The 26,683-nt window shown below is 75.5% G+C and carries 26 protein-coding genes; 15 read left to right on the top strand and 11 right to left on the bottom strand.

The genetic code is table 11. From position 1 onward, the window contains the following. Nucleotides 1–2: 2 nt before the first annotated feature. The 4 genes from P3H78_RS10010 (at nt 3) to P3H78_RS09995 (ending at nt 5,312) form a co-directional block, all read left to right on the top strand. Complete coding sequence (locus P3H78_RS10010; RefSeq protein ID WP_276108516.1) at nt 3–2,378, top strand: SpoIIE family protein phosphatase; 2,376 nt, start codon at nt 3–5, stop codon at nt 2,376–2,378. A 293-nt stretch (nt 2,379–2,671) separates the two neighbouring features. Then, nucleotides 2,672–3,361 carry a DUF4232 domain-containing protein gene (locus tag P3H78_RS10005; RefSeq protein ID WP_276108515.1) on the top strand — a complete coding sequence of 230 codons (690 nt, stop codon included), beginning with the start codon at nt 2,672–2,674 and terminating at the stop codon, nt 3,359–3,361. 133 nt (nt 3,362–3,494) lie between these two features. Then, a complete protein-coding gene (locus P3H78_RS10000; protein ID WP_276108514.1) occupies nt 3,495–4,790 on the top strand; it encodes an SLC13 family permease in 1,296 nt (431 codons plus the stop codon). 24 nt (nt 4,791–4,814) lie between these two features. After that, complete coding sequence (locus tag P3H78_RS09995; RefSeq protein ID WP_276108513.1) at nt 4,815–5,312, top strand: universal stress protein; 498 nt, start codon at nt 4,815–4,817, stop codon at nt 5,310–5,312. A 4-nt stretch (nt 5,313–5,316) separates the two neighbouring features. Here P3H78_RS09995 and P3H78_RS09990 read toward each other — a convergent pair whose 3' ends face one another. Further along, entirely contained in the window at nt 5,317–7,689 is a 2,373-nt protein-coding gene (locus tag P3H78_RS09990; protein ID WP_313884394.1) for a ricin-type beta-trefoil lectin domain protein, read from the bottom strand. A 479-nt stretch (nt 7,690–8,168) separates the two neighbouring features. Here P3H78_RS09990 and P3H78_RS09985 point away from each other — a divergent pair, with 479 nt between their 5' ends. Continuing rightward, nucleotides 8,169–9,023, top strand: a complete 855-nt coding sequence (locus P3H78_RS09985) for a hypothetical protein (protein ID WP_276108511.1) — start codon at nt 8,169–8,171, stop codon at nt 9,021–9,023. A 33-nt stretch (nt 9,024–9,056) separates the two neighbouring features. Here the strand turns inward: P3H78_RS09985 and P3H78_RS09980 are convergent, their stop codons facing one another. From P3H78_RS09980 to P3H78_RS09970, 3 genes are all read right to left on the bottom strand, one after another. Then, nucleotides 9,057–9,581 (bottom strand): flavoprotein, encoded by a 525-nt coding sequence (locus tag P3H78_RS09980; protein ID WP_276108510.1) that lies wholly within the window; start codon nt 9,579–9,581, stop codon nt 9,057–9,059. A gap of 121 nt (nt 9,582–9,702) precedes the next feature. Next, nucleotides 9,703–9,903, bottom strand: coding sequence for a ferredoxin (locus tag P3H78_RS09975; protein ID WP_276108509.1), 201 nt, complete (start codon nt 9,901–9,903; stop codon nt 9,703–9,705). 12 nt (nt 9,904–9,915) lie between these two features. Beyond that, nucleotides 9,916–11,112, bottom strand: a complete 1,197-nt coding sequence (locus P3H78_RS09970) for a cytochrome P450 (RefSeq protein ID WP_276108508.1) — start codon at nt 11,110–11,112, stop codon at nt 9,916–9,918. A gap of 281 nt (nt 11,113–11,393) precedes the next feature. On the opposite strand from P3H78_RS09970, the gene P3H78_RS09965 reads away from it, so the two are divergent. Both P3H78_RS09965 and P3H78_RS09960 read left to right on the top strand, forming a co-directional pair. Then, nucleotides 11,394–12,026: a LysE family transporter gene (locus P3H78_RS09965; protein ID WP_276108507.1), complete on the top strand. Its 633-nt coding sequence runs from the start codon at nt 11,394–11,396 to the stop codon at nt 12,024–12,026. A 244-nt stretch (nt 12,027–12,270) separates the two neighbouring features. Continuing rightward, on the top strand, nt 12,271–12,723 hold the full coding sequence (locus tag P3H78_RS09960; RefSeq protein WP_276108506.1) for a nitroreductase family deazaflavin-dependent oxidoreductase: 453 nt from the start codon (nt 12,271–12,273) through the stop codon (nt 12,721–12,723). Between the two features lie 112 nt (nt 12,724–12,835). Here the strand turns inward: P3H78_RS09960 and P3H78_RS09955 are convergent, their stop codons facing one another. Then, nucleotides 12,836–13,909: a cation diffusion facilitator family transporter gene (locus P3H78_RS09955; RefSeq protein WP_438827933.1), complete on the bottom strand. Its 1,074-nt coding sequence runs from the start codon at nt 13,907–13,909 to the stop codon at nt 12,836–12,838. A gap of 96 nt (nt 13,910–14,005) precedes the next feature. Between P3H78_RS09955 and P3H78_RS09950 the strand changes: the two genes are divergently transcribed. Next, a complete protein-coding gene (locus tag P3H78_RS09950; protein WP_276108505.1) occupies nt 14,006–15,025 on the top strand; it encodes a glutathione S-transferase family protein in 1,020 nt (339 codons plus the stop codon). Nucleotides 15,026–15,073: 48 nt separating this feature from the next. After that, nucleotides 15,074–15,373, top strand: coding sequence for a DUF4235 domain-containing protein (locus P3H78_RS09945; protein WP_276108504.1), 300 nt, complete (start codon nt 15,074–15,076; stop codon nt 15,371–15,373). 63 nt (nt 15,374–15,436) lie between these two features. On the opposite strand, the gene P3H78_RS09940 is transcribed toward P3H78_RS09945, so the two are convergent. After that, complete coding sequence (locus P3H78_RS09940; RefSeq protein WP_276108503.1) at nt 15,437–15,829, bottom strand: VOC family protein; 393 nt, start codon at nt 15,827–15,829, stop codon at nt 15,437–15,439. A 193-nt stretch (nt 15,830–16,022) separates the two neighbouring features. Here P3H78_RS09940 and P3H78_RS09935 point away from each other — a divergent pair, with 193 nt between their 5' ends. Then, nucleotides 16,023–16,973 carry an NADP-dependent oxidoreductase gene (locus P3H78_RS09935; protein ID WP_276108502.1) on the top strand — a complete coding sequence of 317 codons (951 nt, stop codon included), beginning with the start codon at nt 16,023–16,025 and terminating at the stop codon, nt 16,971–16,973. 280 nt (nt 16,974–17,253) lie between these two features. Then, nucleotides 17,254–17,634 (top strand): anti-sigma factor antagonist, encoded by a 381-nt coding sequence (locus P3H78_RS09930; protein WP_276108501.1) that lies wholly within the window; start codon nt 17,254–17,256, stop codon nt 17,632–17,634. Nucleotides 17,635–17,683: 49 nt separating this feature from the next. Here P3H78_RS09930 and P3H78_RS09925 read toward each other — a convergent pair whose 3' ends face one another. After that, nucleotides 17,684–18,652, bottom strand: a complete 969-nt coding sequence (locus P3H78_RS09925; protein ID WP_276108500.1) for a ribose-phosphate diphosphokinase — start codon at nt 18,650–18,652, stop codon at nt 17,684–17,686. A gap of 262 nt (nt 18,653–18,914) precedes the next feature. On the opposite strand from P3H78_RS09925, the gene P3H78_RS09920 reads away from it, so the two are divergent. Together P3H78_RS09920 and P3H78_RS09915 are read left to right on the top strand one after the other, a co-directional pair. Next, nucleotides 18,915–19,565, top strand: a complete 651-nt coding sequence (locus P3H78_RS09920) for a DUF4230 domain-containing protein (protein WP_276108499.1) — start codon at nt 18,915–18,917, stop codon at nt 19,563–19,565. 136 nt (nt 19,566–19,701) lie between these two features. Next, nucleotides 19,702–20,304 carry a VanZ family protein gene (locus P3H78_RS09915; RefSeq protein WP_276108498.1) on the top strand — a complete coding sequence of 201 codons (603 nt, stop codon included), beginning with the start codon at nt 19,702–19,704 and terminating at the stop codon, nt 20,302–20,304. Between the two features lie 185 nt (nt 20,305–20,489). Here P3H78_RS09915 and P3H78_RS09910 read toward each other — a convergent pair whose 3' ends face one another. Continuing rightward, a complete protein-coding gene (locus P3H78_RS09910; RefSeq protein WP_276108497.1) occupies nt 20,490–20,726 on the bottom strand; it encodes a hypothetical protein in 237 nt (78 codons plus the stop codon). Between the two features lie 204 nt (nt 20,727–20,930). On the opposite strand from P3H78_RS09910, the gene P3H78_RS09905 reads away from it, so the two are divergent. Further along, nucleotides 20,931–22,010: a PHP domain-containing protein gene (locus tag P3H78_RS09905; RefSeq protein ID WP_276108496.1), complete on the top strand. Its 1,080-nt coding sequence runs from the start codon at nt 20,931–20,933 to the stop codon at nt 22,008–22,010. A gap of 34 nt (nt 22,011–22,044) precedes the next feature. Next, nucleotides 22,045–23,022, top strand: a complete 978-nt coding sequence (locus P3H78_RS09900; RefSeq protein WP_276108495.1) for an SDR family NAD(P)-dependent oxidoreductase — start codon at nt 22,045–22,047, stop codon at nt 23,020–23,022. 196 nt (nt 23,023–23,218) lie between these two features. On the opposite strand, the gene P3H78_RS09895 is transcribed toward P3H78_RS09900, so the two are convergent. The 3 genes from P3H78_RS09895 to P3H78_RS09885 all read right to left on the bottom strand — a co-directional run bounded on the left by P3H78_RS09895 (nt 23,219) and on the right by P3H78_RS09885 (nt 26,665). Further along, a complete protein-coding gene (locus P3H78_RS09895) occupies nt 23,219–23,887 on the bottom strand; it encodes a class I SAM-dependent methyltransferase (protein ID WP_276108494.1) in 669 nt (222 codons plus the stop codon). A 107-nt stretch (nt 23,888–23,994) separates the two neighbouring features. Next, on the bottom strand, nt 23,995–25,200 hold the full coding sequence (locus P3H78_RS09890) for a cysteine desulfurase-like protein (RefSeq protein WP_276108493.1): 1,206 nt from the start codon (nt 25,198–25,200) through the stop codon (nt 23,995–23,997). A 178-nt stretch (nt 25,201–25,378) separates the two neighbouring features. Then, complete coding sequence (locus P3H78_RS09885; RefSeq protein ID WP_276108492.1) at nt 25,379–26,665, bottom strand: ROK family transcriptional regulator; 1,287 nt, start codon at nt 26,663–26,665, stop codon at nt 25,379–25,381. Nucleotides 26,666–26,683 lie beyond the last annotated feature (18 nt).

The raw sequence follows: 26,683 nt of genomic DNA, 5'->3' as shown, positions 1-26,683 counted from the left end.
CGATGAGCCCGGTGTATCCCTTCGACGATGCCGCCACGGCGCGGGCCGTCGTCGACGAGCGCGGCCGGTTCGTCGAGTGGAACGAGGGCGCCCGCCGGCTGCTGGGCTGGGCGGCCGAGGAGGTCGTGGGCACACCGGCCACGAACCTGCTGGCCGACGGGCTGCCCGCCGTACTGCCGGGCCGGGCCCGCTGGGACGGCGTCCTCGCCTTGCGGCACCGCGACGGCCGCGAGGTGCCGGTCTGGGTGCTGGCCCACCACCGGCCGCCGGAGCACGGCGGCGGCTGGCTCCTCGTCACCCCGCTGGAGGGCGGCGGACCGCCGGACCCGGACGACCCGCTCATCCGGGCCGAGTTGATGCAGTCCCCGTGCGCCATCGCCCTGTACGACGAGCGGCTGCGCCTGCACGCGATCAACTCCGCCATGGCCGAGGTGATCGGGCTGCCCCCGGAGCGGCTGCGCGGCCTGCGCCACTCCGAGATCGGCGGCCGGCCGCAGAGCGAGGACGTCGAACGCCACCTGCACCACGTGCTCACCACCGGCCGCGGCCACGACGTGCGCACCTACCTCCCGGTCGGCAGGGAGGGCCGGGTCAACGCCTGGCTGGCCCGCATGTCGCCGATCACCGACACCGCGGGCCGGGTGTGCGGCGTGTGCGTCGCCGCCCACGACTTCACCGAGCAGTACCTGGCCCAGGAGCGGCTGCAACTGGTCAACGAGGCCAGCGTCCGCATCGGGACCACGCTCGACGTCACCCGCACGGCCCAGGAGCTCGCCGACGTCTGCGTGCCCGCCCTCGCCGACTTCGTCAGCATCGACCTGCTCGACCCGCCGGAGCACGACGGGGAGATCCCGTCCGGGCCGCTGGGCGTGCCGGCACGCCTGCGCCGGGCCGCCCACCGGTCCGTCACCCCGGGCAGCCCGGAGGCCGTGACGCTGCCGGGGCAGACCGAGGTCTATCCCGCCGTCTCCCCGCAGGGCGCCTCCCTGCTGGCCGGCCACTCGGTCGTGGTGTCGCCGGAGACGGGCGACCTGGAGAAGTGGCTGGCGTGGGACCCGGTGCGCCGCCGGCGTGTCGAGGAGTACGGCATCCACTCCACGATGTCGGTGCCGATCCAGGCCCGCGGGGTGACCCTCGGCGTCGCCGCCTTCACCCGGTTCCAGCAGCCGGCCCCCTTCCTGCCCGACGACGTCCTGCTCGCCGAGGAGGTCACGGCCCGCGCCGCCGTCTGCATCGACAACGCGCTGCGCTACTCCCGCGAGCGGGAGACCGCCCTGGCCCTGCAGCGCAGCCTGCTGCCGCGCATCCTGCCGCGCACCGCCGCCGTGGACGCGGCGTCGCGGTACCTGCCCGCGGCGCGGGCCGGGGTGGGCGGCGACTGGTTCGACGTGATCCCGCTGTCCGGGATGCGGGTCGCCATGGTCGTCGGGGACGTCATCGGGCACGGCGTGCAGGCGTCGGCGTCGATGGGCCGGCTGCGCACCGCCGTCCGCACCCTCGCCGACATCGACCTGGCCCCGGACGAACTGCTCACCCACCTCGACGACCTGGTCGCGCGGATGTCCGCCGAGGCCGGCGACGAGGGCCGCCCCGGCGAGGTCGGCGCGACCTGCCTGTACGCGGTGTACGACCCGGTGTCGCGCCGGTGCAGCCTCGCCCGTGCCGGGCACCCGTCGCCGCTGATGGTCCTGCCCGGCGGTGCGCCGCGGCCGATGGAGCTGCCGGAGGGCCCGCCGCTCGGCCTGGGCGGTCTGCCGTTCGAGTCCGCGGAGTACGAACTGCCGGAGAACACCCTGCTGGCGTTCTTCACCGACGGGCTCGTGGAGAGCCGCGAGCGGGACGCGGACGCCGGGAGGCGGCTGCTCGGCGCGGCGCTGGCCGGGAGGCCGGGCGCCCTGGACGAGACCTGCGACCACGTGCTGCACGCGCTGCTGCCGCCGGGCGGTGCCGCCGACGACGTGGCGCTGCTCCTGGCCCGCACCCGGGGCCTGCCGCGCACCCAGGCGGCGAGCTGGGACATCCCCGCGGACCCGTCGCTGGTGGGACCGATCCGGAAGCAGGCGCTGGAGCAGCTCGGCGCCTGGGGTCTGAACGAGGCGGCGTTCACCACCGAGCTCGTGGTGAGCGAGCTGGTCACCAACGCGATCCGGTACGGCACCCCGCCGATGCGGCTGCGCCTGATCCACGACGACACCCATCTGATCTGCGAGGTGTCCGACACCAGCCACACCGCTCCGCACCTGCGCCGGGCCAAGACCTGGGACGAGGGCGGCCGCGGCCTGCTGCTGGTCGCCCAGCTCACCCGCCGCTGGGGCAGCCGGCACACCGCCGAGGGCAAGACCATCTGGGCCGAGCTGAGCCTGACCGGCGAGGGGTGACCCGCGCGCACCCGGCGCGCGGGTCACCGGCCGGCCGACACGCGCAGGCGGCGACCCCGGCGGAAGCACGGAGGCAACCGGCCGGATCCCGCGCCCCCCGCGCGCCCATTCGTGTCCCGCGCGGAGCGTCCGGATGATCGCCCGCGGGAAGAATCCGCAACGAACGAGAAGAATCGGTGGCGAACGGTCACCGCGGACGCCCGGCCCGGCCCGCCCGGAGGGGCCCCGAGGGCGGGCCGGGCCGCCTCCCGTACGTCCCACCGGCGCGCGACGAACTCCCAGGAGTGTGGAACATGGCGCACAGGTCCCCGATCCTCCACCGGTCGGCGCTGCTCGCGGGCGCGGTCGCCACGGCCGGACTGCTCACCGCGTGCGGCTCCGGCGGCGGCACGACGGCCGCCCCGCAGACACCGGCCGGCAGCACCGCGGCCGGCACCGGCGGCGCGCCCACCGGCCCGGCGCCCGCGACCGCCACCGCGCCGGGAGCGGGCGCCGGCGTCCCCGGCCGCACGGCCACGGCGTCGGCCGCGACGGGCGGCGGCCGCAGGGGCTCCGGTCCGGCCGGTACGCGCTGCCACACGTCGGAGCTGAGGGCCTCGGTCGGCCGCAACAACCCGGGCGCCGGCCAGGAGAACTTCCCGGTCGTGCTGACCAACACCTCGCACCGCACCTGCACCGTGCGCGGCTATCCCGGCGCCGCGTTCGTGGACGCCTCCGGCACCCGGCTCGGCCCGGACCCCCGGCGCTCCCCCGGCACCCCCGTCACGGTCACGCTGAAGCCGGGCGCGAGCGCCTGGGCCGGGCTGACCTTCTCCAACCCGGAGGTGAGCGGCGCGCGGACGGCGGCACCCGCCGCGCTGATCGTCACTCCCCCGGACGAGCGGGACCACCTCACCGTGCGGTGGACGGCCGGCCGGGTGCCGGTGGGCGGCAACGCGTCCTCGGTGTCGCTGTCCGTCGTCGGCCCCGGAACCGGCGGCTGACGGGCACGGGACCGGGGGTGGCCCCGTCCGCCCCGCCGCCCTCACTCCCGCGGGCGTGACCCGGACGCACGACGGGATGTGTTCGCCGCTCCGGTGGGCACAAGGTCCTCGTAGTTCTCTCACGCCCGTTTGCTTGGATGGGCGCGCACCACGCACATCGCGTCCGGAGGACCGAGCCCTGAACACCCCCCTGGCCGAGAGCCTGTCCGTCGTCCTGCTCGTCGCCGTACTGGCCTGGGCCGTCGTCCGCCCCTTCGGATGGCCCGAGGCGGTCCTCGCCGTACCCGCCGCCGCGGTCGCCGTCGCCTCCGGCGCCATCTCCCTGGACCACGCGCGGGAGGAGGCCGCCCGGCTCGGCCCGGTGGTCGGCTTCCTCGCCGCGGTGCTGGTGCTGGCGCACTTCTGCGACGTCGAGGGACTGTTCCGGGCGTGCGGGGCCTGGATGGCCCGGTGGGCCGGGGGGCGCCCGGTGCGGCTGCTGACGGCCGTGTTCGCGCTGGCGTCGGCGATCACCGCCGTGCTCAGCCTGGACGCCACGATCGTGCTGCTGACGCCGGTGGTCTTCGCCACCGCCGCACGGACCGGCGTACGGCCGCGGCCGCACGTGTACGCGTGCACCCACCTGTCGAACACGGCGTCGCTGCTGCTGCCCGTCTCCAACCTGACCAACCTGCTGGCGTTCGCGGCGAGCGGGCTGAGCTTCACCCGGTTCGCCGCGCTGATGGCGCTGCCGTGGCTGGTCGCGATCGGTGCCGAGTACCTCGTCTTCCGCCGGTTCTTCGCCCGTGACCTGGCGGCCGCGGCTCCCCCGGCGACGCCCGCGGAGCGTCCCGAACTGCCGCTGTTCGCGCTGGTCACGGTGGCGTGCACGCTCGCCGGTTTCGTGCTCACCTCCGCGGTCGGTGTCGATCCGGCCTGGGCGGCGCTGGCGGGGGCGCTCGTCCTCGCCGTCCGCGCCCTGGTGCGGCGCAGGGCCACCCCGATGTCGGTGGTGCGGGCGGCGGCGCCGTCGTTCCTCGCCTTCGTCCTGGCGCTCGGCATCGTGGTACGCGCGGTGGTCGACAACGGCCTCGCCGACGCGCTCGGGCACGTCCTGCCGGGCGGTTCGGGGCTGCCCGCGCTGCTCGGCATCGCGGCGCTGGCCGCGGTCCTGGCCAACCTGATCAACAACCTTCCCGCGGTGCTGGTGCTGCTGCCGCTGACCGCGCCGGCCGGACCGGGCGCCGTCCTCGCCGTGCTGCTCGGCGTCAACATCGGACCGAACCTCACCTACGCGGGTTCGCTGGCGACGCTGCTGTGGCGGCGGATCGTGCACCAGCACGAACACGGCGTCGATCTCAAGGAGTTCACCCGGCTCGGCCTGCTGGCCGTGCCGGCCGCCCTCGTCCCCGCGGTAGTGGCACTGTGGGGTTCGCTGCAGGTTCTGTGAGGCCGACCGAAGGAGTCCTGCCCGATGCGTGTGATCGCCTGGCTCGTGGAAGGCACGTGGCCCGCCTGCGTGGACGCGGTGCGCACGCAGGCGCCTCAGGCGTCCGACGTGGTGCTGCTGCACGTGAGCGGTCCGGAGGTGCCCGGCGTGGCGCACGGCGCCTTCGCCGGGCTGCTCGGCCGGGGCCACCCCGAGCGGGATCCGGGGGACCGGCTGGAGGACCTCGGCGGCACGTCGGCGGCCCAGCTGCTGGAGGCTGCCGCCGCACGGCTGGGGCGGCCGAGCACGCCGCTGGAGCGGACCGGGCGGGTGGAGCGCGAGGTGGTGGCGGCGGCCGAGGGTGCCGACCTGCTGGTGCTGGCCCGGGACGGTGACCGGGCCCGGCTCGGCCCGCACAGCCTGGGCCCGGCCGCCCGGTTCGTCGTCGACCACGCGCCGTGCCCGGTGCTGCTGGTGTGGCCGGAGGCGGCGCCCGACCTGACCACGATGCCCCCGCCCCCGCCGCACCCCCCTCACCACTGACGGGTCATCGGCCGGGGCGCCCTCCGTGCCCGGGCCGGTACGCGTGACCGTACCGGCCGTGGAGGTCCGGCCCGTCGTCGGTGCAGGCGCGGGACGACGCGCACGGGTCCGCCGCGGACGGGTCCACGGACGTGGGGGACGTGGGGGACACGGCGGCCGGGTCGCCGGGGGCCCGGAGCGGTGCGGCCGCGGTCCGGGCCGCGGAGGCCGACGCGGACGCCGACGGCCCGCCCGCGGCGTCCCGTTCGGCCCCCTTCGGCTGTAGGTCGGGCGAGGCCGCGTCGAGGGTCCAGCGCTGGACGCGCCCGTCGGTGCGGGTCTTGAGCACCAGGGAACCCGCTCCGTCGGTGGCGGCGGGGGTGAGGGCCAGGTTCTGGTCGAAGCGCGGGACCAGCGTGCCCTGGAGGGTGAAGTCGTAGCGGACGTTCTTGGCGCCGGCCCCGGACGCGCCCGTGCACGGGGCGAGTTGCACCGAGTAGCCGAGGTGGGAGTCCAGGCACAGGTCCGGGGCGGCGGCGCTGCGCAGCAGGCCGTCGGGCTCGTAGCTCCACTGCTGGCCGGGCGTCCCGGAGCACGCGGCCAGCTCGGCCTCGGCGCCCCGGACGGCCTTCCCCCCGGTCAGGCCGACGCAGAGGCCCGAGGCCGCGTTGCGCAGCCGTCCGCGCAGCGGGGCGGCCTGCCCGACCCTGCCGGACGCGGCGGGTCCCGGCCCGCCGGACGCGCTGCCCGCCGGGGCGGCGCCCGGGGTGCCGGAGGAGCGGCCGCCCGGCGCCGGGGCGTCGTCGGAACCCAGGACGGACCACAGGACGAGCGGGACGACGACCAGCCCGCTCACCGTCGCGACGGCGACCGCGAGGGTGCGCCGGCGGCCGGCACGCCGGGCCGCCCTGCGGGCCGCACGGCTGAGGGCCGTACGGGGACCGGACCCCTGGTTCCCGGACCGTGCCGGCGCCCCGGCCGGCGCGGATGCCGGCCCCGACCGCCGGGAGGGGGCCGCCGCCCGCCGCCCGGCCTCCCCGGACGGGCCCGGGCGGCCTGCCGCCGCGGACATGCCTGCCGCCGCGGACCGGGCGGCCGCGCCGATCCGGCCCGCCGCGGTGCGGCGCGCGGCCGCCCGGGCCGACACCCCACGGCCGGCCGCGGCCCCGGGGAGGGCCCCGGTACCGGCCTCGGAGGCGGAGCGGGAGCGGAGACCCGACGCGGCGTCCGGGAGGCGGCCCGGCGCGAAGCCGGAGGACCCGGCGCGCGGTGGGGCCGCCCGGCCGTCCTGCCGGGCGGCGGCCCCGAACGGCTCCCCGCCCACCGGACCGCCGAACACGTCGGCGCCCCACGGCTCCGCGCCCGCCGGATACCCGAACGCCTCCCCGGCGACCGGACCGCCGGAAGCGGGAGACCCGAACGACTCCCCTCCGAGGGGGCCGTCGGGCGCCGGGATCGCGGACGCCGTGCGGGCGGACGCGGCCGTCGACCCGGCCGCCGCGGCGGCGGCCCCCGGGGGCACCGCCGGTTTCGGCGGCACCGCGGGCGGCGCCTCGTCCGCGGCCGCCTCCTCCAGGCGCGCCGCACGGTACTCCCGGGCGCCCCAGCCGAGCACGCCCTCGGCGAGCGCCCCGCCGAGGTCCTCGGTGAACTGCCCCAGCTGCTCCGCGGTGTGACGGCAGTGCGTGCATCCGGCCAGGTGCCCCGCGAGGTCGGGGTCGAGGGCGACCCCCAAGCGCCGGTAGGTCACGTCCAGCAGCCGGAAGTAGCGCAGGCAGTCCTGCTCCGGGGCGAGTTCGCGGTGGACCTGGAGACACTCCTCGCGCAGCCGCTCGCGGGCCCGGCGGAGTTCGATGCGGGCGCCCTCCTCGTCGAGGCCGAGCAGCCGGGCGGGCGAGGCGAGGGGCTCGGCCTCGACCTCGGTGTGCCACAGCACGGCCCGTGCCGTCTGGGGCAGCCGCTGGAACGCCTGGGAGAGCAGCCGCCGGTCGTCCGGCGGGAGCAGGAGCGCGGCGGCCCCGGGGCCGTCGCCGGACGCGGCCCGCAGCTCCGGGTGGAGCATCTCCAGCCGGTGGTCGGCCGCCCATTCGGCGGCGATCCGGCGCACGGCCAGGAGGAGGTGGGGGCGCCAGGCGGCGGTCGGCCCGGACTGCCGCAGCGACTGCCCGAACAGGCGGGTGAAGGCCGCGGTGGTGAGCATGCCCGCGGGGTGCGGGCCGTCGGTGCACAGCCGCGCGTAGGCGCAGCCCGCCTCCCAGTGCCGGTCGAGGAGTTCGCCGACGGGACTGACCGCCGGGGTGCCGCCCGTCCATTTCCGCAGCTCGGCACTGAGTTCCTCGTCGGTGGTGTCGAACCGGCGCGGATGCTCGGCGGAATTCACCAGGCCAGGGTCATTCACGGCTGCATTCCTCCAGGGACGCCGCGGCATTCTGTCCGCACCGAAGGGGTACCACGTGGGGTGCCGGGCCCCTCGTCCGGCTACGGCGCAGCACGGGGAGCCTCATTGTCTGCACGCCGACAAGGCACACCTTTGCACAGGTCAACGCAACGTAACAAGTGATCGCACTGTTTTGCGAATCGCCCCCGCAGGGCAGGGCTATTGACGAATTGTCAATGCCGTCGGGCAAAAGGCGAACGCCGGACGGATTCGGCAATTGGCGGCGGCGGATTGGGGCCGCCCCGCCTCATTTCCGGTCCGGCGCATTCGCCGGGCGCAGCGGTCGCCGCGCGGCGGGTCCGACCGGGTCACCGGCGCCGCGGGGCATTGCTGCCCCCAGGTGACCGTCCGGCGCGGCAGCGGCCCGGCGGACGTCGCGGACCGCATCCTCGGCGCAGACGACCGGCGCCGGGCCGGTCGCGGCCGCGCGGGAGGAACCGGTGCCGACACGTCTGACCACCCTCAGGACCTTCGTGGGGGCGGCCGTGCTGCCCCTGGCCCTGGTGTCGCCCTCATGGTGCCGCGGCGACACGCCCCGGGCCGCCGGCGAGGCCCCGGCGACGCTGTGCTCCCCGGCGGGCGTCCTGCGCGGCGCCGCACGCCAGTGGGCCGCGATCAGCCTGTGCGCGGGCACCGGCGCGCCGGTCATGTCGGTCTCCGCTCCCGCGAACTGCGGCTACCCCTCGACCAAGGCCCGCTACCTCTGCCGCACCTCGGGCACCTGGACCGCCACCCGGAACGGCGTCCCCGTGGCCTCCGGCCCCCTGCCGGGCACCGGCGAGTACCCGGGGCCGGGCACCTACGCGTTCACGGCCCGGCTGCACGCGGTGTCCGCGCCCTCGGCCGTGGATCTGACCGGCACCGTCCGTGCCACCCTGACCCTGACCGCGCCGAAGCCCCGGGCCACGCACCGCATCAAGGTCGACCGCCCCTCGGTACGGGCCGGCTCCACCACCACGCTGACGTACAAGGTCTACCGGGACAGCGACGAGGGCGACGGCAGCGCGCGGCTCGGGCTGATCGCCGAGGAGGGGACGGGGGCGCGGATCACCACGGACGACCCGCGCTGCATCAACCCGCTGGTCGGGCGCCATCCGTCGCGGACCCGGCTCGCGTACTCCCTGGACTGCGCCCTGACGGACCTCCAGCCGGGGCACCCCGACACCGTGCGGGTCCGCCTGGCCCTCGGCCGGGCCTGCTCCACGGTCGTCTCGAAGGCCGGCTACTGGATGCCGAAGGGCCAGGCCCTGTTCACGGGCGGCATGCTGGCGGGGCCGACCGTCGCGTGCGTGTAGTCGGGTGCGTGCGGCTGCCGGGTGCTGCCGGGCTCAGGCCGGCGGCCCGGCCAGCAGGTCCAGTGCCTGCTCCCAGGCGAACTCGTCCGGGCCGCCGGCGTGCGGTGCGCCGAATCGGACGCCCATCCCCTGCAACCGGGTGAGGCTGTCCCGGTAGGCGGGGTGCGTGGCCAGGGCCCCGGCCACGCAGGGCAGGGCGGTGATCGGGACGCCGAGGCCGTACGCCTCGCACAGGGTGGCCACGGCGAGCGTGTCCGCGATGCCGGCCGCCCACTTGTTGACGGTGTTGAAGGTGGCGGGGGCGACGGCCACGGCGTCCGGCGGCGGGAAGGGGCGCGGATCGGCCGGGGTGCGCCAGGCGGAGCGGACCGGACGGCCCGTCTGCGCCTCCACCGCCGCCAGGTCGAAGAAGCCCCCCTGCGCGGCGACCGGGGTGGCGATCACGCCGACCTCCCAGTGGCGCTCCTGCGCGGCGGTGATCAGCCTGCCGACGCCCGCGGCGACGCCCGCGCCGCAGACGACGACGTAGAGGAAGGGGTGCTCGGTGCGGTCGGCCATCCGGGCACCCTACTGAACGGCCGGGCCGCGCGGGCCGGTGCGTCCGGGGCGGCGCGTGGATCCGGCCGTCCCGGCGGGCGGCGGCCGCGGCCGCCGGGGCGCACCCCGGCGGCCCGGGACCTCAGTCGTCCGCCTCCGACACCGTGATGGCTCCGACCGGGCAGGCGCGGGCGGCCACCCGGGCCATCGGGTCCCCGCCGCCGTCCTCCCGGCCGGGCACCAGGGTGCTGAAGCCGTCGTCGTCCTGGGTGAAGACGCCCGGTGCGGCCAGCGCGCACTGGCCGGCGCCGATGCAGCGGTCCGTGTCGATGTCGATGTGCATGACGGCAGCCTCTTACCAGGTCACGGGGAGTTCCAGCATCCCCTGGATCGTGTCGCCGGCCTTGAACGGGATCGTGTCCGGCTCGGCGGCGAGACGGAGGGTGGGCAGCCGGCCGAGCAGTGAGCTCAGCGCGATCTCCAGCTCGGCCCGCGCCAGGTTCTGCCCGAGGCACTGGTGGATGCCGAAGCCGAAGGCGACGTGGTGGCGGACCGGCCGGTGGAAGTCCAGGCTGTCCGGGGCGGAGTAGACCTCCTCGTCGCGGTTGATCACGGAGGTGGAGAAGGCGACGCCGTCGCCGGCCCGGACGGTGGTCCCGGCCACCTCGATGTCCTCGGTGGCGAGCCGCAGCAGTCCGTCGGCGATGGACAGCATCCGCAGCAGCTCCTCGACCGCCGCGGGCAGCAGCGCCGGGTCGGCCCGCAGCTCCGCCAGGCGTTCGGGGTGCTGGAGCAGGGTGAAGGTGCCCAGCGAGATCATGTTGGCGGTCGTCTCGTGGCCCGCGATCAGCAGGATGACCGCGAGGGAGATCAGCTCGTCCCGGTCCAGGGTGCCCTCGCGCAGCTGCTGGTGCACGAGTTCGTCGAGCAGGCCGTCGCCGGGCTCCTTGCGCTTGCGGTCGATCAGCTCGCCCAGGTACTGCTCGAGCAGTTCCCGCGCCTCCTGGGTGTCGGAGGCGTCCGGACCGCGCAGCAGCCGGCGGGACTGCTCCTCGAAGAACTCGTGGTCGGCGTAGGGCACGCCGAGCAGGGTGCAGATCACCATGGAGGGGACCGGCAGCGCGAAGGCGCTCACCAGCTCCGCGGGCGGGCCCTGGGCGATCATCGCGTCCAGCAGGTCGTCGACGATGCGCTGGATGCCCGGCCTGAGCGCCGTGGCGCGCTTCACGGTGAAGTGGGGGATCACCGTGCGGCGCTGGGCGCGGTGCTCGGGGTCGTCGATGCCGAGCAGCGCGATCGTGCGGTTGCGGACCGCGGCGAAGCGGGCGCTGGGCATCGGGAACCCGGGCCGGGTGCGGTCGGTGGACAGGCGCGGGTCGGCCAGCAGGCGCCGGGCCTCCTCGTGCCCGGTGACGAGCCAGACCGGGCGGCCGTCGTAGAGGGAGACGCGGCTGATCGGCCGGTCGGCGCGCAGTGCGTCGTAGCCGGCCGGCGGGTGGTAGGGACAGGTGCGGTCCTGGGGGAAGGCGACGGGTTCCGACAGTGCCGTCATGGAGACCTCGCAGACGAAGAGTGCGTCGTGCCGATCTTCATTAGATGCCCCAGGCATCTAAGGCACGACATGAAGTTCGGCCAGATCGGCGACCCGCGGGATCTGGCCGGGACATGCCGCTCCCCGGGCGAAATTCGGTTGCCGTCCGCGGGACGCGGACAGCAGGATCCGGCCATGTCCTCGATCCGGATCCCCCTGCTGCCACGGTACGCCGCTCACCCCGCCGCGGAGCACCGGCAGCAGCAGCCGGGCCGTCCGCGAAGGCACGGCACGGCGCGGCCGTGACGGGCGCGCTGGTCGCCGGGCTGCTCGCGGGCTTCGGCATCGCCGTGCCCGTCGGCGCCGTCGGGACCTACCTCGTTTCCCTCAGCGCCCGCAGCTCGCTGCGGACCGGATCGTGCGCCGCGCTCGGCGTGGCCACCGCCGACGGCCTGTACGCCCTGCTCGCCACCCTCGGGGGCGCCGCGCTGGCCGCCGCGCTGCGGCCGGTCCTGGTGCCGCTGCGCTGGGTGTCGGCCCTGGTGCTGGCCGGGCTGGCGGTGTGGGGGGCGCTCACCGCGCTGCGCCGGTACCGGGCCCGGCGGCTCGCCGTCCGGCACGAGCCGGCTCCGCCCGGTCCGGCGCGGGCGTATGTCGGGCTGCTCGGGGTCACGCTGCTCAACCCCGCCACGGTCGTCTACTTCGCGGCGCTGGTGCTCGGCACCCGCACCGCGCACGCCGTGCCGCCGGCCGACCAGGGCACGTTCGTCCTCGCCGCGTTCGCCGCGTCCGCGAGCTGGCAGCTGCTGCTCGCCGGCGGCGGCGCGCTGCTGGGCCGCGCCCTGACGGGACACCGGGGGCGCCTTGCGACCGCGCTCGTGTCGAGCGCGGTGATGGCGGGGCTGGCCGTGCGGACGGTCCTCGCACCGGGATGAGCGGTCGCGCGGACGGGGCACCCCGCGGTGGGACCGTGCCGGGTGCCGGGTCCACGGCCGGGGCCCGGCGGCCGGGGCCTGGCGCGATACGGCCGTCCGACGGGCCGCCCGGCCCCGCGGATTCCGCCACCGGGCGCGGTGCGTCCGCCCTCCGTGGGGAACGCGGTAGGGATGGATCCTGTGGGCACCGGTGTTGCAGGGCGGTGCGAGAACGGACGCAGGACACGAGAGAGGACGGAACGCCATGCCTCTGGAGGGCGAGTACGAGCCCAGCCCGGCCCAGTGGGTGCGGGACCAGGTGGAGTTGTACGAGAGCTCCGGCGGGACCAAGGGCACGACGCTGATGGACACGGGGCTGCCCGTGATCGTGCTGACGACCCTGGGTGCGAAGAGCGGCAAGGTCCGCAAGACGCCGCTGATGCGGGTGGAGCACGACGGCCGGTACGCCGCGGTGGCCTCGCAGGGCGGGGCGCCCAAGCACCCGGTCTGGTACTTCAACCTCAAGGCCGACCCGCGGGCCGAGCTGCAGGACGGGCCGGTCCGGCAGGACATGACGGCCCGTGAGCTCTCCGGGGCGGAGCGGGCCGAGTGGTGGGAGCGGGCCGTGGCCGCGTTCCCGCCCTACGCCGAGTACCAGGAGAAGACGTCGCGCGAGATCCCGGTGTTCGTGCTGGAGCCGGCCGACGGCAGTCACTGATCCGCTCCTGGCCCCCGGGTGGCCCACCGCGGTCCCCGGGGGCCAGGGGGCCGGCCGGGAAGAAATTCCCGGCCCGGGGCGCATGAAGCGCCCGGGGCCGGGAACCCGCCTGTCAGGCCCCGCCGCGTTCCCCCGTCGCGGCGGGGCTCTCCTGTGCCCGCTCCTCCGCCGGCCGCGCGGTGGCGGGACGCTCGCGCCGCTCCTCCTCCACCCGGTCGGTCACGTCGAGGAAGACCTGGTCCGCCTCGGAGACGGCGTCGCGCAGGGAGGCCTTGATGCGCACGGACACCCGCTCGACCTCCTCGCTGTCCAGGCCGGGCGCCAGGTCGATCCGGGCGGCCACCAGCACGGAGTCCAGCCCCATCTTCATGGTGAACAGCGACTCCACGCTGTCGATCTCCGCCTGCTCCTCGAGCATGTCCCTGATCCGGTCGGACAGCTCCGGGTCCGCCGCCTCCCCGATCAGCTGGTCGCGCGCGTCGCGGCCCAGCCGGTAGGCGACGTAGCCGAGCAGGGCACCGATCGCCAGCGAGGCGGACGCCTCCCACACGACCTGGCCGGTGACCATGTGCAGCGCCATGCCGATCATGGCGAGGGTGACGCCGAGCACCGCGGTGCCGTCCTCGGCGACCACCGTGCGCAGCGCCGGGTCGCGCAGCCCCTCCTTGCCGCCCTGACGGCGCACCTGGTGCAGCGCCCGCAGCAGGGAGACGCCCTCGGCGACCAGGGCCACGGCGAGCACGACGAGGCCCGCCACATAGCCGCCGAAGCTCTCCTCGGCGCCGTTGCGCAGCGCCTCGACGCCCTGGAGGACGGAGAAGCAGCCGCCCATGACGAAGATCCCGACGGCGGCGAGCAGCGACCAGAAGAAGCGCTCCTTGCCGTAGCCGAAGGGGTGCTTCCGGTCGGCGGGGCGGCGGCTGCGGCGCAGCGCGGTGAGCAGGAAGACCTCGTTCAGGCTGTCGGCGACCGAGTGGGCGGCCTCCGACAGCAGCGCGGGCGAGCCCGCGACGATGCCGCCGACGGCCTTGGCGGCCGCGATGACCAGATTGGCCGCGAGGGCCACCAGTACGGTGACCCGGGTGTTGCTGTCCGCCTGGTGCCCTTCGGTACCGCCTTCCTGGCTCCGCTGCGCGGTGCGGTCGGTCGTGTCGTCCGTGGTGTGTTCCGTGGATGTCCCGCTCACCCTCGCCGGATGCCCCGACCGCCCCCGCTCACACCGTGCGGCGGGGCGAATTCGGGGAACGCGTCCCCCAGGAGCCCCGTACGCCGAGGAGGACGCATGAGTGACGGGCCCGCGGGCAACAGTGCCTACGGCCACCGGCCCTTCAAGCGGTCCAGGAGCCATTTCGCGGACCGGATCACCGCCGACGGGCGGGACGGCTGGCCGGTGGAGGCCGGGCGCTACCGTCTGGTGGTGAGCCGCGCCTGCCCGTGGGCGAGCCGGGCGCTGGTCGCGCGGCGGCTGCTGGGGCTGGAGGACGCGCTGTCGCTCGCGGTGGCCGATCCGATCCAGGACGACCGCAGCTGGCGCTTCACCCTCGACCCCGGCGGCCGGGACCCCGTCCTCGGGATCAGCCACCTGAGCGAGGCCTACGACCGCAGGGAGCGCGGGTACCCGGGCGGCGTGAGCGTGCCCGCGGTCGTGGACGTGCCCAGCGGACGGCTGGTCACCAACGACTACCAGCGGATCACGCTCGACCTCGCCACCGAGTGGACGGCGCTGCACCGCCCGGGGGCGCCGGACCTGTACCCGCGGGCGCTGCGCGGGGAGATCGACGCGGTGATGGCGGAGGTCCACGAGGACGTCAACAACGGTGTGTACCGGGCCGGGTTCGCCTCGTCCCAGGAGGAGTACGAGGCGGCGTGCCGGGGCGTTTTCCGGCGGCTGGAGATGCTCGCGGAGCGGCTGGCCGGGCAGCGCTACCTCGTCGGCGACACGATCACCGAGGCGGACATCCGGCTGTTCACCACGTTGGTCCGTTTCGACGCCGTGTATCACGGACACTTCAAGTGCAACCGCTGGAAGCTGGCGGAGGATCCGGTGCTGTGGGCGTACGCCCGCGATCTGTACCGGACGCCCGGCTTCGGCGACACGGTCGACTTCGACCACGTCAAGCGGCACTACTACCAGGTGCACACCGGGATCAACCCGACCCGGATCGTGCCCCTCGGTCCGGACCCGGCGGGCTGGACGGTGCCGCACCACCGCGAGCGGCTCGGCGGCCGGCCCTTCGGGGACGGGACGCCGCCCGGCCCGGTGCCCGCCGGCGAGGAGGTGCCGGCGGGGCACCGCCCCTGACCGCTCCCCGCCCGCTCATCGACCAGTTCACGGAAGAAGGAGATACCGGTGGCCAAGAAGAAGAACAAGCTCTCGCTCGCCTACCAGCCCGTCGGGTTCGTGCTGGGCTGGGCCGGCGGCACGCTGGCCGGGATGGCGTTCCGCGCGACGTGGAAGGCGATCCGGCACGAGGACGACGCACCGGACGCCCTGGACGCGGACCGCCGCTGGGGCGAGATCCTGTTCGCCGCGGCCGTCCAGGGCGCCATCTTCGCGGTGGTGCGCAGCGCTGTGGACCGCGCGGGGGCCAAGGCCATCGAGCGGTCCACCGGCGTGTGGCCGGCGAAGGAACGCGGCGGCCGGGACTGACCCGGTCCGTGCCCCGGCCGGGACAGGCCCCCGCCGCCGGGGCGGGGGCCTGTCCCGGCGGGGTCAGCCCTGCTTCGGGGCCTTCAGGCGGGCGGAGCGCAGCGTGAAGGAATGGCCCGCGGGATCGGCGCAGATGCGCTCCTCGTACGGGCCGGGGCCCTCCTTCGCCTCCACCGGGCGACCTCCGAGCTCGACGACGCGGCGTTCGGCGGCGTCCAGGTCCTCGACCCGGAAGTCCAGGTGGGCCTGGAGCGAGTTCTCGGGACGCGGCCAGCTCGGCGGCGTCGCGTTGGCGTCGCGGCGGAAGGCCATCCGCATCCCGTCGGCGTTGCGGATCTCCACCAGGTTGGCGGTCGCCTCGGTCTCCTCCGCCTCCAGGAACTCCTTGTAGAACACGGCGAGTTTCTCGGGCTCGGCGCAGTCGAGCACCACGACGCCCGCGGTCACCAGTGGCATGTCCCCTCCGAAGATTCCGGCGGCCGGACGGGCCCGCCGCCCCTTCCCTGGCGGATATCCCGGTCCCGCGGATTCAGTCGGCCGGCCGAGGCGGAGCAGGGGAAGCGGCCGTCCTGCGCGCGAGCGCGTCCGGGCCGGGACGGCCTGCGGGCGCGTTGTCCCCGTGGCGCGTTTCCCGGCAGGCTGGGTGACCATGAGCACTGTGAACACCATGCGCGCCATCAGCCAGGACGTCCTCGGCGGTCCCGAGGTCCTGAAGGAGGTGGAGCTGGAACGGCCCGCGCCGCGGGCGAACGAGGTGCTGGTCCGGGTCCGTGCCGCCGGGGTCAACCCGACCGACTGGAAGCACCGGGCCACCGGCGCGTTCCTCGGCGAGCCGCCGTTCGTGCTCGGCTGGGACGCCTCCGGCGTCGTCGAGGCGGTCGGCGTCGGCGTCGCGCACCTCCGGCCCGGGGACGAGGTCTTCGGCATGCTGCCCTACCCGTTCGGCCACGGCTCGCACGCCGAGTACGTGGCCGGCCCGGCACGGGCCTTCGTCCCGAAGCCCGCCGGCATCGACCACACCCAGGCGGGAGCGCTGCCGCTGGTCTCGCTGACGGCCTGGCAGGCCCTGGTGGAGCGGGCAGGCGTGCGGCCGGGGCAGCGGGTGCTGATCCACGCGGCGGCCGGCGGCGTCGGGCACGTGGCGGTGCAGATCGCCAAGTCCCTGGGCGCGTACGTGATCGGCACCGCGAGCGCGCCCAAGCACGACTTCCTGCGCGGGATCGGGGTGGACGAGGCGATCGACTACCGGACGACCGACTTCACCGAGGCGGTGCGGGACGTCGAGGTGGTGCTCGACACCCTGGGCGGGGAGACGTCGGTCCGCTCGCTGCGGGTCGTGCGGCCGGGCGGCGTCGTGGTCTCGATCCTGCCGGTCGGCACCGACGCGTTCCCCCGGGAGGCCGAGCGGCTCGGGGTGCGGGCGGTCAGGATGCTGGTGGACGCCGACCAGCACGGCATGCGGGCGATCGCCGACCTGGTGGAGTCGGGCGGGCTGCGCGCCACGATCGCCGGGACCTTCCCGCTGGCCGGTGCCGCCGAGGCGCACGCGCTCGGCGGCACCGGCCGCACCACGGGCAAGCTGGTCCTGCTCGTCGACTGAGGGCCCGGCGGGCACGGCGGCTCCAGCAGGGGCGGGGTGCGGGCGGGGCCGTTCGGCACGTGCCGCGCGCAGGACACGGGCGGCATCGCCGGACATGTCACACGCCGTGCGGGGAGACGCTGTGTCAACCCGCCTGAAATCGATGACATATGTCAACCGAACATGCTGGAATTCACTCCAACGAGGGTAGCTTTCAGGGGTGGGGGGGGGGGTTGGGCGTGAGGCCGACCCATGGATCCGCGGTCCCCGCCGTATGCCGACCGGTTGGAGGCGAGGCGCCGTGCCGCAGGAACCCGCACCGCCCGACCGGCCGCTGCGCGTGCACCGGGACCGCGGGCACACCGTGCTGGAGCTGCGCGGCGAGATCGACATCGCCGCGGCGGTCCGCATCCTTCCCCATATGGACCGGGCGACCGGCGAACCCGGCGCCCGGGTGGTGATCGACCTGAGCCGGGTCGACTTCTTCGACTGCTCCGGACTGCGCCTGCTGTACCGGGCCCGCAGCCGGGTCCTCGACCACGGAGGCGACCTGCGCCTGGTGTGCACGCACCCGCTGACCCTGCGCGTCCTGCGCGTCACCGGGCTGGCCGCGCTGCTGCCGCCGCAGCCGACGCTGGACGCGGCCCTGGAGCAGCCCGAGGCCGCGTCCGGCCCGCTGTGAGCGGTCGGGCGCCGCGGCCCGGGCCGTCACCGTCCGGGTGCGGCGCCGGTCACTCCTCCTCGTCGCGCGGCGCGTCGAACAGGGCGCTGACGGACTCGCCGTTGTGGATGCGCCGGACGGCCTCGGCGAGCGCGGGGGCGATCGACAGGACCCGCAGCTTGCCGCGGAACTCCTCGGGGTCGTCCACGGGCAGCGGCACCGTGTTGGTGCACACGATCTCCAGCACGTCGGGCTGCTCCGTGAGCCGCTTCAGCGCGCCCTCCGCGAACAGGCCGTGGGTGCAGGCGACCCGGATCGACCGCGGCCCCGCCTCCCGCAGCCGGTCCAGGAGTTCCAGGACCGTGCTGCCCTTGGCGATCTCGTCGTCCAGGACGATCACGTCCCGCCCGGTCACGTCGCCGATGACGGAGTTGATGCTCACCCGGTCGTCGGCGAACCGCTGCTTGGCCCCCGCGGCCACCCGGGCGCCGAGCATCCGCGCGAAGGCCGCCGCCTCCTTGGCGTTGCCGAGGTCCGGGGAGACGACCGTGGTCCGGGACAGGTCGTACCGGCGGAAGTGCGCGGCCAGTTCCCGCAGCGCGTGCAGGTGGTCGACCGGCACCGAGAAGAAGCCGTGCACCTGCGGCGCGTGCAGGGTCATCGCGAGGACGCGGCCGGCGCCCGCCGCGACGAGCAGGTCCGCGACCAGACGCCCCCCGAGGGAGATGCGCGGGGCGTCCTTCTTGTCGGAGCGGGCGTAGGAGTAGTGGGGCATGACGACCGTGATCCGGGCGGCCGAGGCGCCGCGGGCCGCGTCGCACATCATCAGCAGCTCGACCAGGTGCTCCTGCACCGGCTTGACGAGCGGCTGGATCACGAAGACGTCCCGCTCCCGGCAGTTCGCCTGCAGCTGCACCTCCAGGCAGTCGTTGGCGAACCGGCTGACCCGGGTCGGACTGAGCGGGACCCCCAGGTGGGCGCAGACCTCCGCCGCCAGTCCGGGATGGGCACTTCCGCTGAACACCGCGATGTCTCGCACGAGCCGCTCCCCGCGTGATCAATTCCGCTGCCGGGCTCATGCTACTGACCGCCGCCGGGCGGGGCGCGCCGGACGGCGGTCCGTGTCCGCCACGGGACCCGCACGCCCCGGACCGGCGGCGGGCCCCTGCGCGACGCCGATCCGGGCGCGGGAGGCGGTCGGCACCGGGCGGGTCCGGCCGTGCCGGCGCCCGCTCCGCCGAGCGACCGGTCTGCGGAGGCGTTTGGCGGGCATCCGCAGAGGCAGGAAGGAGGGCCGTCGAATGACGACTTCGATCGGGCGCATGCCCGGCTGGGCCAAGGTGCTGACCGTCCTGGTGACGGTACTCGTGGTGCTGTTCGCGGGCATCCGCCTGGCCGTACTGCCGGGCCTCAGGGACGTGTTCGGCACCGAGACGCACGACCGCTCGGGTCCGGCGCTGCTGAAGTCCATCCAGGACATGAGCCGTTACGACGCCGCCTCCGGCAACTTCCAGGTGGTCGTGGACCTGGAGAAGGACTCCAAGTACCTGCCGGACGCGATCCGCGGCACCCGCACCCTGTACGTCGGGGCGGGCACGGTGGACGCCTACGTCGACCTCGGCCGCGTCGGCGGCAAGGACGTGACGGTCAACGCCGACCGCACCTCCGCCACACTGCGCCTGCCGCACGCCCGGCTCGGCAAGCCGGCCCTGGACCCGGACCACTCCTACGCCGTCTCCAAGCAGCGCGGGCTGCTGGACCGGATCGGCGACCTGTTCTCCGACAACCCCAACAGCGAGCGCGCGGTGCAGCAGCTCGCGGTGCGGCACATCGGCGACGCGGCCAAGGACAGCGGGCTGACCGCCCGCGCCGAGACCAACACGACCGGCATGCTCCAGGGCCTGCTGCGCTCCCTCGGCTTCCAGGAGGTGCGTGTCACCTACGGGACCTGATCCCGCTCGCAGGACGGCGCCTGCCCGGGGCCTGGGGCGGCCTCCCGGTCGCACCGGTCGCACCGGTCAGGGCATCCGCGCGGCTTTCAGGGGTAACCGCGTCACAACGCTGGGATGTTGACAACTGGAGGAGCCCATGGCTCGCGTGGCCCTGAGTCCGCGTACCGTATTCCGACCGCGGACCGCGAAGAAGGCGGGGCCCGCGAAGACGGCGGGACCCGCGAAGACGGCGCGGACCGCGAAGAAGGCTCAAACCCCGGAGCCGGCCGCCGAGGAGCGCCGGCCGCTCCCCTGGCCGCTGCGTCTGCTGGCGATGCTGTGCGCCTTCGTCTTCATGGTGGCCTTCGCGGTCGTCCTGGCGAAGCTGACGCTCGAACCGTCGCCCGCGTCCGCGTCCATCGCCCACACCAACCTGCATCCGGGGGCCTCGCTGCGGCTGTACCTGAACGCGCCGTCGCTGCGCGACGCGGTCAAGCAGCTCGGCGGGAACCTGGTGCTCGGGGTCCCCTTCGGCGTGCTGGTGCCGGTCCTCGCGCCGAAGGCACGGGGACTGCTGCGCGTGGTGCTGCTGACGGCGATGGTGATGCTCATGGTCGAGTTCGCCCAGGGGGCGCTCATCACCGGGCGCGCCTTCGACATCGACGACGTCATCCTGAACACCACGGGCGCGCTGCTCGGCTACCTGCTGCTCGGCCGGCGGCTCGGCCGGGCGGTGCACGCCCGCAGGCCCAAGGCCTGACTGGCACCCTGCCCGGCCCGCCGCGCCGGCCGGCACCCCGACCCCGGGGGCCGGCCGGCGCCTTCGTGCCCGCGCCCGGAGGGGAAGCGGACCCGGCCGGACCGCGCGGATCGGACGGGACCACGGCCGGGCCGTCCGGCGGCCGCGAGACGGCGTACGGACGCGGCACCGACGCCGGAGAACTCCTAGCGCGGCTGCCAGGTGAACTTGTCGCCGCCGACCCAGCGCACCACGTCGGGGTCGTCCAGGTCGTGCACCACGATGCCGAAGGCCGCGGCGACCTCCAGCACGTCCGTGATGGCCCGCGCCCGGCCCACCACCTCGCCGTCGACCTCCACGATGCGGAAGGGCGGGTCGCCCGGATGCACCCCGAGCACCAGGATCCGCGGACGGGACATGTACGGGCTCGCGACTTCGGTCATACGTCCAGCGTAGAACGCATGTCGCATCGGCGGGGGCCCGCGTCTCCCCGCCGCGGAGCGGCCTCCGCGGCCCGCCGGGCGTGCGGTGCAGGGCCCGGGCCTCCCCCTTCGCCCGGGCGGGTGAGGCCGGGCGGCACGCGCCCGCGCCTTCTTTCGTGGTGCGCCCCGGGAGGGCCTGCGGAACGCTGAGGGGTGGAGGTGGCGATGGACCCCCTGGAGGCACTGGACCGGATCGCCTTCCTGCTGGAGCGGTCCCTGGCCCCGACGTACCGCGTCCGCGCCTTCCGCACCGCCGCCCGGGTCCTGGCGGAGCTGCCGCCGCAGGAGGTCGCCCGGCGGGCGTCGGAAGGGACGCTGGAGTCGCTCAAGGGCGTCGGTCCGAAGACCGCGCAGGTGGTGCGGGAGGCCCTGGACGGGCGGGTGCCCGGCTATCTGCAGCGGCTGCGGGACGAGGAGGAGCCCGCACCGGGCGGCGGCGCCGGGCTGCGGGAGCGGCTGCGCGGTGACTGCCATCTGCACTCCGACTGGTCCGACGGCGGCAGCCCGATCGAGGAGATGGGCCGCACCGCGGCACGCCTCGGGCACGAGTGGGCCGTGCTGACGGACCACTCGCCGCGGCTGGCGGTCGCCCGCGGCCTGACGGCCGACCGGCTGCGCGAGCAGCTGCGGGTGGTGGCGGCGCTCAACGAGACCTGGGCGCCGTTCCGGCTGCTGACCGGCATCGAGTGCGACATCCTCGACGACGGCTCCCTCGACCAGGAACCGGAGCTGCTGGAGCGGCTCGACGTGGTCGTGGTGTCGGTGCACTCCAAGCTGCGGATGGACGCCCGCACCATGACCCGGCGCATGGTGGCCGCGGTGCGCAACCCGCACTCCGACGTCCTCGGGCACTGCACGGGGCGGCTGCTGTCCGGACGGCGGCGGCCCGAGTCGGACTTCGACGCGGACGCGGTCTTCGCCGCGTGCGCCGAGACGGGGACGGCGGTGGAGATCAACAGCCGCCCGGAGCGGCTGGACCCCCCGCGGCGGCTGCTGCGCCGGGCCGTCGACGCGGGCGTGCTGTTCGCCGTCGACACCGACGCCCACGCCCCGGGCCAGCTGGACTGGCAGGTCCGGGGATGCGCACGCGCCGAGGAGTGCGGGGTGCCGGCCGATCGGGTGGTGAACACGTGGCCCGCCGAGGCCCTGCTGGACTGGGCCCGGGAGCGCCGGACGCGGGCCCGGGTCCGACGGGCGGACACGGGCGGGCCCGGGCGCCGCGAAGACGCACACGGCCGCGCTTGACTTGGAGCGCACTCCAATTCGTAGCGTGCGGAGCATGAGCACTACGCCACAGCACAAGATCGGATCGGGCTTCGGCGCCACGAGCACCGCCGGGGACGTCCTGCAGGGCCTGGACCTCACCGGGAAGCTGGCCGTCGTCACCGGCGGCTACTCGGGCCTCGGCCTGGAGACCACCCGCGCGCTCGCCGCGGCGGGCGCCCACGTGGTGGTCCCGGCGCGCCGCCCCGACGCCGCCCGCGAGGCCCTGGCCGGCATCGACGGGACGGAGGTGGACGAGCTCGATCTCGGCGACCTGGACAGCGTGCGCGGCTTCGCCGAGCGGTTCCTGGCGTCCGGCCGCACGATCGACGTCCTCATCGACAACGCCGGCATCATGGCCTGCCCGGAGACCCGTGTCGGACCGGGCTGGGAGGCCCAGTTCGCGACGAACCACCTGGGGCACTACGCCCTGGTCAACCGCCTGTGGCCGGCGATCGAGCCGGGCGGCGCCCGGATCGTGTCGGTCTCCTCCCGGGGCCACCACCTGTCCGGCATCCGCTGGGACGACCTCCACTGGCGGCAGGGGTACGACAAGTGGCAGGCGTACGGGCAGGCCAAGACCGCGAACGTCCTGTTCGCCGTCCACCTCGACCGGCTGGGCCGGGACGCCGGGGTGCGGGCCTTCGCGCTGCACCCCGGCGGCATCCTCACCCCGCTCCAGCGGCACCTGGCCAAGGAGGAGATGGTCGAGCGCGGCTGGATCGACGAGCAGGGCAACCCGCTGAACCCGACGGGCTTCAAGACCCCGGAGCAGGGCGCGGCGACCCAGGTGTGGGCGGCCACGTCACCGCAGCTCGACGGCCTGGGCGGGGTCTACCTGGAGGACTGCGACATCGCCGGGCCCGCGCCGGAGGACGGCGCCGGGTTCGGGGTGAAGCCCTGGGCCACCGATCCGGAGCAGGCGGCCCGTCTGTGGGCGCTGTCCGCGGAGCTGACCGGCGTCGACGCCTTCGCCGGGCGGTCCGGCGTCTGACCGGGCCGCGTCCGCGGACCGCTTCCCTCACCCGTCCGCCCCGGGGCTCCGCTCACCGGTCCCTGGGCGGACGGCCGGCGCCCACCCCCACGCAGGCCCGCAGGTCCACGGTCAGCAGCACCTTCGACCGGCGCCGCACCCGTCCGGAGGAGCCGTGCGAGGCATGAGGCCCTGCGCCGCTTGCGGCGCCCGGTCCTCAGCCGGGTCGCTCGGCCATCACGACCACACCCGGCCCCCATTCCTCGCCTGCAGGGAGCCGAAGTTCGGCCACCGGGCGCAGTCCGGCCTGCTCGATCAGGTCCACGAGTCGTCCCGGCCGCCACTTGTGCGTCGTCCAGCGAACGGGTACGCCTCCGTAGGCCTCGGTGCGCACCGCGTCCTCGTCACCGACGTGTGTTCCGGTGATGAAGTGGCCGCCCGGCTTCAACGCGCGCGCGAACAGGGCGAGAACCTGAGGAAGGACGTCCCGGGGGAGGTTGAACAGCGACCACCACCCGAGCACGCCGCCCAACGTCGCTTCACCGAGGTCGAGCTCCGTGGCGGAAGCGACAGCGAAGCGGCACTCCGGATGAAGGCGGCGCGCGTTCTCGATCATGCGGGGCGAGAGATCCACCCCGGACACATCGAGTCCGCGTTCGGCGAGGTAGGCGGTCACCGTTCCGGGCCCGCAGCCGACGTCGAGGACGGGCCCGAGCCCGCGCACGGTGTCGGCGAAGGCGTCGATGGACGCCTTGAGCCACGGATCGCTGCGGATGTCGCCGACTCCCGTCGTCACCACCATGTGGGCGTAGTCGTCGGCCACCCGGTCATAGGACTCACGTACCGCGTCGAGATCGGCCGGGCGGTCGACATGGTGTGCACGCATCGATCAACTGTAGGGCGGTGCACCGGACTTGCGGTAGGTGCAGCGGTCGACGCCGAGCCGTTGCCCTCGGCCCGGCCGTCCCCGCAAGGGGTCCGGTACCCGTGGCGTCATGCCTCCAGGAAGGCGGACAGGGCCTCCAGGAGGCGGTCGGCGTCCTCGTCGCCGGTGTACGGGGCCAGGCCGATGCGCAGTCCCCCGGTGTCGCCGAGGCCGAGCCGGCGGGACGCCTCCACCGCGTAGAAGGACCCCGACGGCGCGGCGATCGACCGCTCGGCCAGGTGGGCGCAGGCGTCGACCGTGCTGCGTCCGTCGAGGGTCAGCAGCAGGGTGGGGGTGCGCTCGGCGGCCCGCGAGTGCACGGTGACGCCGGGCAGGGCGGCCAGCGCCGACTCGATCCGGCGGCGCAGGGCGCCCTCGTGGGTCTCGAGCGACCCGAGGGAGGTGAGCAGCCGGGCGCGGCGGGTGCCGGTCGCCTCGGGGTCCATGCCGGCCAGGAAGTCCACGGCGGCCCGGGTACCGGCGAGCAGTTCGTAGGGCAGGGTGCCCAGTTCGAACCGCTCGGGGACCTCGTCCGAGGACGGCAGCAGCTTGTCCGGGTGCAGCGTCCGGAGCAGCTCCGGGCGGCCCGCCGCGACTCCGAGGTGCGGGCCGAGGAACTTGTACGGGGAGCAGACGAAGAGGTCGGCGCCGAGCGCGGCCACATCGATCGGGGCGTGGGCCGTGGCGTGCACGCCGTCGACGTGGACCAGTGCGCCCCGGGCGTGGGCGAGGGCCGCGATGGCGGGCACGTCGGGGCGGGTGCCGATCAGGTTGGAGGCGGCGGTGACCGCCACCAGCCGGGTCCGGTCGGTCAGGAGGGCACCGATGGCGTCCGGGGCCAGCTCGCCCGTGGCCGGGTCGAAGTCGGCCCAGCGGACCACGGCGCCGGCGGCCGCGGCCGCCTGGACCCACGGGCGGATGTTGGCGTCGTGGTCCAGGCGGGTCACGACGACCTCGTCCCCCGGCTCCCAGGTGCGGGCGAGGGTGCGGGCGAAGTCGTAGGTCAGCTGGGTGGCGCTGCGGCCGAGGACGATGCCGGACGCGTCGGCGCCGAGCAGGTCGGCCATGGCCCGCCGGGCGTCGCCGACCAGGGCCTCGGCGCGCCGCTCGCCGGCCGTGACGTGCCCCCGGTTGGCGAGCGGTCCGGCCAGAGCGTCGGCCACGGCGTCGATGACGGGCTGGGGCGTCTGGCTGCCGCCGGGGCCGTCGAAGTGGGCCCAGCCCGCCTTCAGCGCGGGGAACTGGGCGCGGACACCGGCGAGGTCATGGCTCACGGACGACTCCTTCGTACGACCGGCACGGGCGGGCGTCCCCATGATCCCCAAGGACACGGCCGCGGGGAACCCCGCCGGGCGGTCCCGGCACGGGCGGGCGCTCGGGCCGGGTGGCGCGACGACGCGGCGAGGCGCCGTACCGGGCGTCGCGACCCGGTGGGCCCCGCCGCCCGCAGCGCTAGGGTCCGCGTTCCTCCAGTGCCGCCCGCCAGGCGGGGTGCCGGTCCCGGGGTGCGGGGTCGGGGCGGCGGCCCCCGCGGGCGAAGAAGTCGGCGAGGGGCAGGATCGCCGCGCCGACGGTGACCGCGTCCGGGCCGAGGCGCCCGAGGTCGACGGTCACCTTCCCGGCGGGGTGGCGCAGCGCGTACGCCGTGGCGTGCCGGCGTACGGCGGGCAGGATGCGGGGGCCGAGCTGGAGGCCGGCCCAGCCGCCGATGAGGATCCGCTCGGGCTGGAAGAGGTTGATGAGGTCCGCCAGGCCGGCGCCCAGGTACTCGGCGGTCTCCTCCAGCACCGCGAGCGCGACCGGGTCGGCGGCGGTGCCGGGGGGCGGGTAGGCGGCGGCGAGCATGGCGGTGAGCGCGGTCTCCTCGTCGGCGCCGCGCGGTGGGCGCCCGCCCTCCTCGCGCCAGCGCGCCAGCAGCGACTCCGCCCCGGCGTAGGCCTCCAGACAGCCGAGGGCGCCGCACCGGCAGCGGCGGCCGCGTACGCGCACGGTCAGGTGCCCCCACTCGACGGCCCGGCCGCGCTCGGCCTCGGGGGTGACCAGGCTGGCGCCGACGCCGGAGCCGAAGAGCACCACGACGGCGTTGCCGGCGCCACGTCCGGCGCCGAACCACATCTCGGCCTGGCCGAGCGTCCTGGCCCCGTTGTCGATGAAGCAGGGCACGTCGTCGGGGAGCCGGGAGTCCGCCCGGAGCAGGGACTCCAGCGGGACCGCGTCCCAGCCGATGGTCTGGCCGTGCACGACGGCGCCGCGGTCCGGGGTGCGCTCGACGATGCCGGGGACGCCGACACCGATGCCGAGGAGGCGCTCGGGTGCCTGGCCGGCGGCCGCGAGCACCTCGGCGATCCCGTCCCGGACGTGCCCGGCGATCACGTCGGGGTCGTAGCGCTGCGCCTCCAGCGGCCTTTCGGTACGGGCCAGTTCGGTCAGGGTGAGGTCGAACAGCTCGACGCGCACCCGGGTTTCGCCGACGTCCACACCGATCATGCGGCCGCTGTCCGGGGCGACGCGCAGCAGGGTGCGCGGGCGGCCGCCGTCGGAGTCGACGGAACCGGCCTCCTCCACCAGGCCGTCGGCGGCCAGGTCGGCGACCACGTTGCTGACCGAGCCGGAACTCAGGCCGGTGGCCGGGCCGAGTTCGAAGCGGCTGAGCGGGCCGTCGAAGTACAGCCGCTCCAGTACCGCCGTGCGGTTGCCCCGCCGGAGGTCGCGCACCGTGCGCCCGTTCCGCCCCGCCATGTGGCCCCCTCGCTCGTG

This window comes from Streptomyces tropicalis (assembly GCF_029269835.1).
Classification (GTDB): Bacteria; Actinomycetota; Actinomycetes; order Streptomycetales; family Streptomycetaceae; genus Streptomyces; species Streptomyces tropicalis.
Note: the sequence above shows the minus strand (reverse complement) of the source record. Positions and strands in the feature narration are given on the sequence as shown.

Excerpts from the sequence above, each read along its gene's own strand:
- P3H78_RS10010 (WP_276108516.1), top strand. The coding sequence starts at position 3 with ATGAGCCCGGTGTATCCCTTCGACGATGCCGCCACGGCGCGGGCCGTC.
- P3H78_RS09975 (WP_276108509.1), bottom strand. The coding sequence starts at position 9,903 with ATGCACATCGACATCGACACGGACCGCTGCATCGGCGCCGGCCAGTGC.
- P3H78_RS10005 (WP_276108515.1), top strand. The coding sequence starts at position 2,672 with ATGGCGCACAGGTCCCCGATCCTCCACCGGTCGGCGCTGCTCGCGGGC.
- P3H78_RS09900 (WP_276108495.1), top strand. The coding sequence starts at position 22,045 with ATGAGCACTACGCCACAGCACAAGATCGGATCGGGCTTCGGCGCCACG.
- P3H78_RS09905 (WP_276108496.1), top strand. The coding sequence starts at position 20,931 with ATGGACCCCCTGGAGGCACTGGACCGGATCGCCTTCCTGCTGGAGCGG.
- P3H78_RS09950 (WP_276108505.1), top strand. The coding sequence starts at position 14,006 with ATGAGTGACGGGCCCGCGGGCAACAGTGCCTACGGCCACCGGCCCTTC.
- P3H78_RS09960 (WP_276108506.1), top strand. The coding sequence starts at position 12,271 with ATGCCTCTGGAGGGCGAGTACGAGCCCAGCCCGGCCCAGTGGGTGCGG.
- P3H78_RS09980 (WP_276108510.1), bottom strand. The coding sequence starts at position 9,581 with ATGGCCGACCGCACCGAGCACCCCTTCCTCTACGTCGTCGTCTGCGGC.
- P3H78_RS09895 (WP_276108494.1), bottom strand. The coding sequence starts at position 23,887 with ATGCGTGCACACCATGTCGACCGCCCGGCCGATCTCGACGCGGTACGT.
- P3H78_RS09915 (WP_276108498.1), top strand. The coding sequence starts at position 19,702 with ATGGCTCGCGTGGCCCTGAGTCCGCGTACCGTATTCCGACCGCGGACC.
- P3H78_RS09910 (WP_276108497.1), bottom strand. The coding sequence starts at position 20,726 with ATGACCGAAGTCGCGAGCCCGTACATGTCCCGTCCGCGGATCCTGGTG.
- P3H78_RS09970 (WP_276108508.1), bottom strand. The coding sequence starts at position 11,112 with ATGACGGCACTGTCGGAACCCGTCGCCTTCCCCCAGGACCGCACCTGT.
- P3H78_RS09920 (WP_276108499.1), top strand. The coding sequence starts at position 18,915 with ATGACGACTTCGATCGGGCGCATGCCCGGCTGGGCCAAGGTGCTGACC.
- P3H78_RS09940 (WP_276108503.1), bottom strand. The coding sequence starts at position 15,829 with ATGCCACTGGTGACCGCGGGCGTCGTGGTGCTCGACTGCGCCGAGCCC.
- P3H78_RS09935 (WP_276108502.1), top strand. The coding sequence starts at position 16,023 with ATGAGCACTGTGAACACCATGCGCGCCATCAGCCAGGACGTCCTCGGC.
- P3H78_RS09995 (WP_276108513.1), top strand. The coding sequence starts at position 4,815 with ATGCGTGTGATCGCCTGGCTCGTGGAAGGCACGTGGCCCGCCTGCGTG.
- P3H78_RS09885 (WP_276108492.1), bottom strand. The coding sequence starts at position 26,665 with ATGGCGGGGCGGAACGGGCGCACGGTGCGCGACCTCCGGCGGGGCAAC.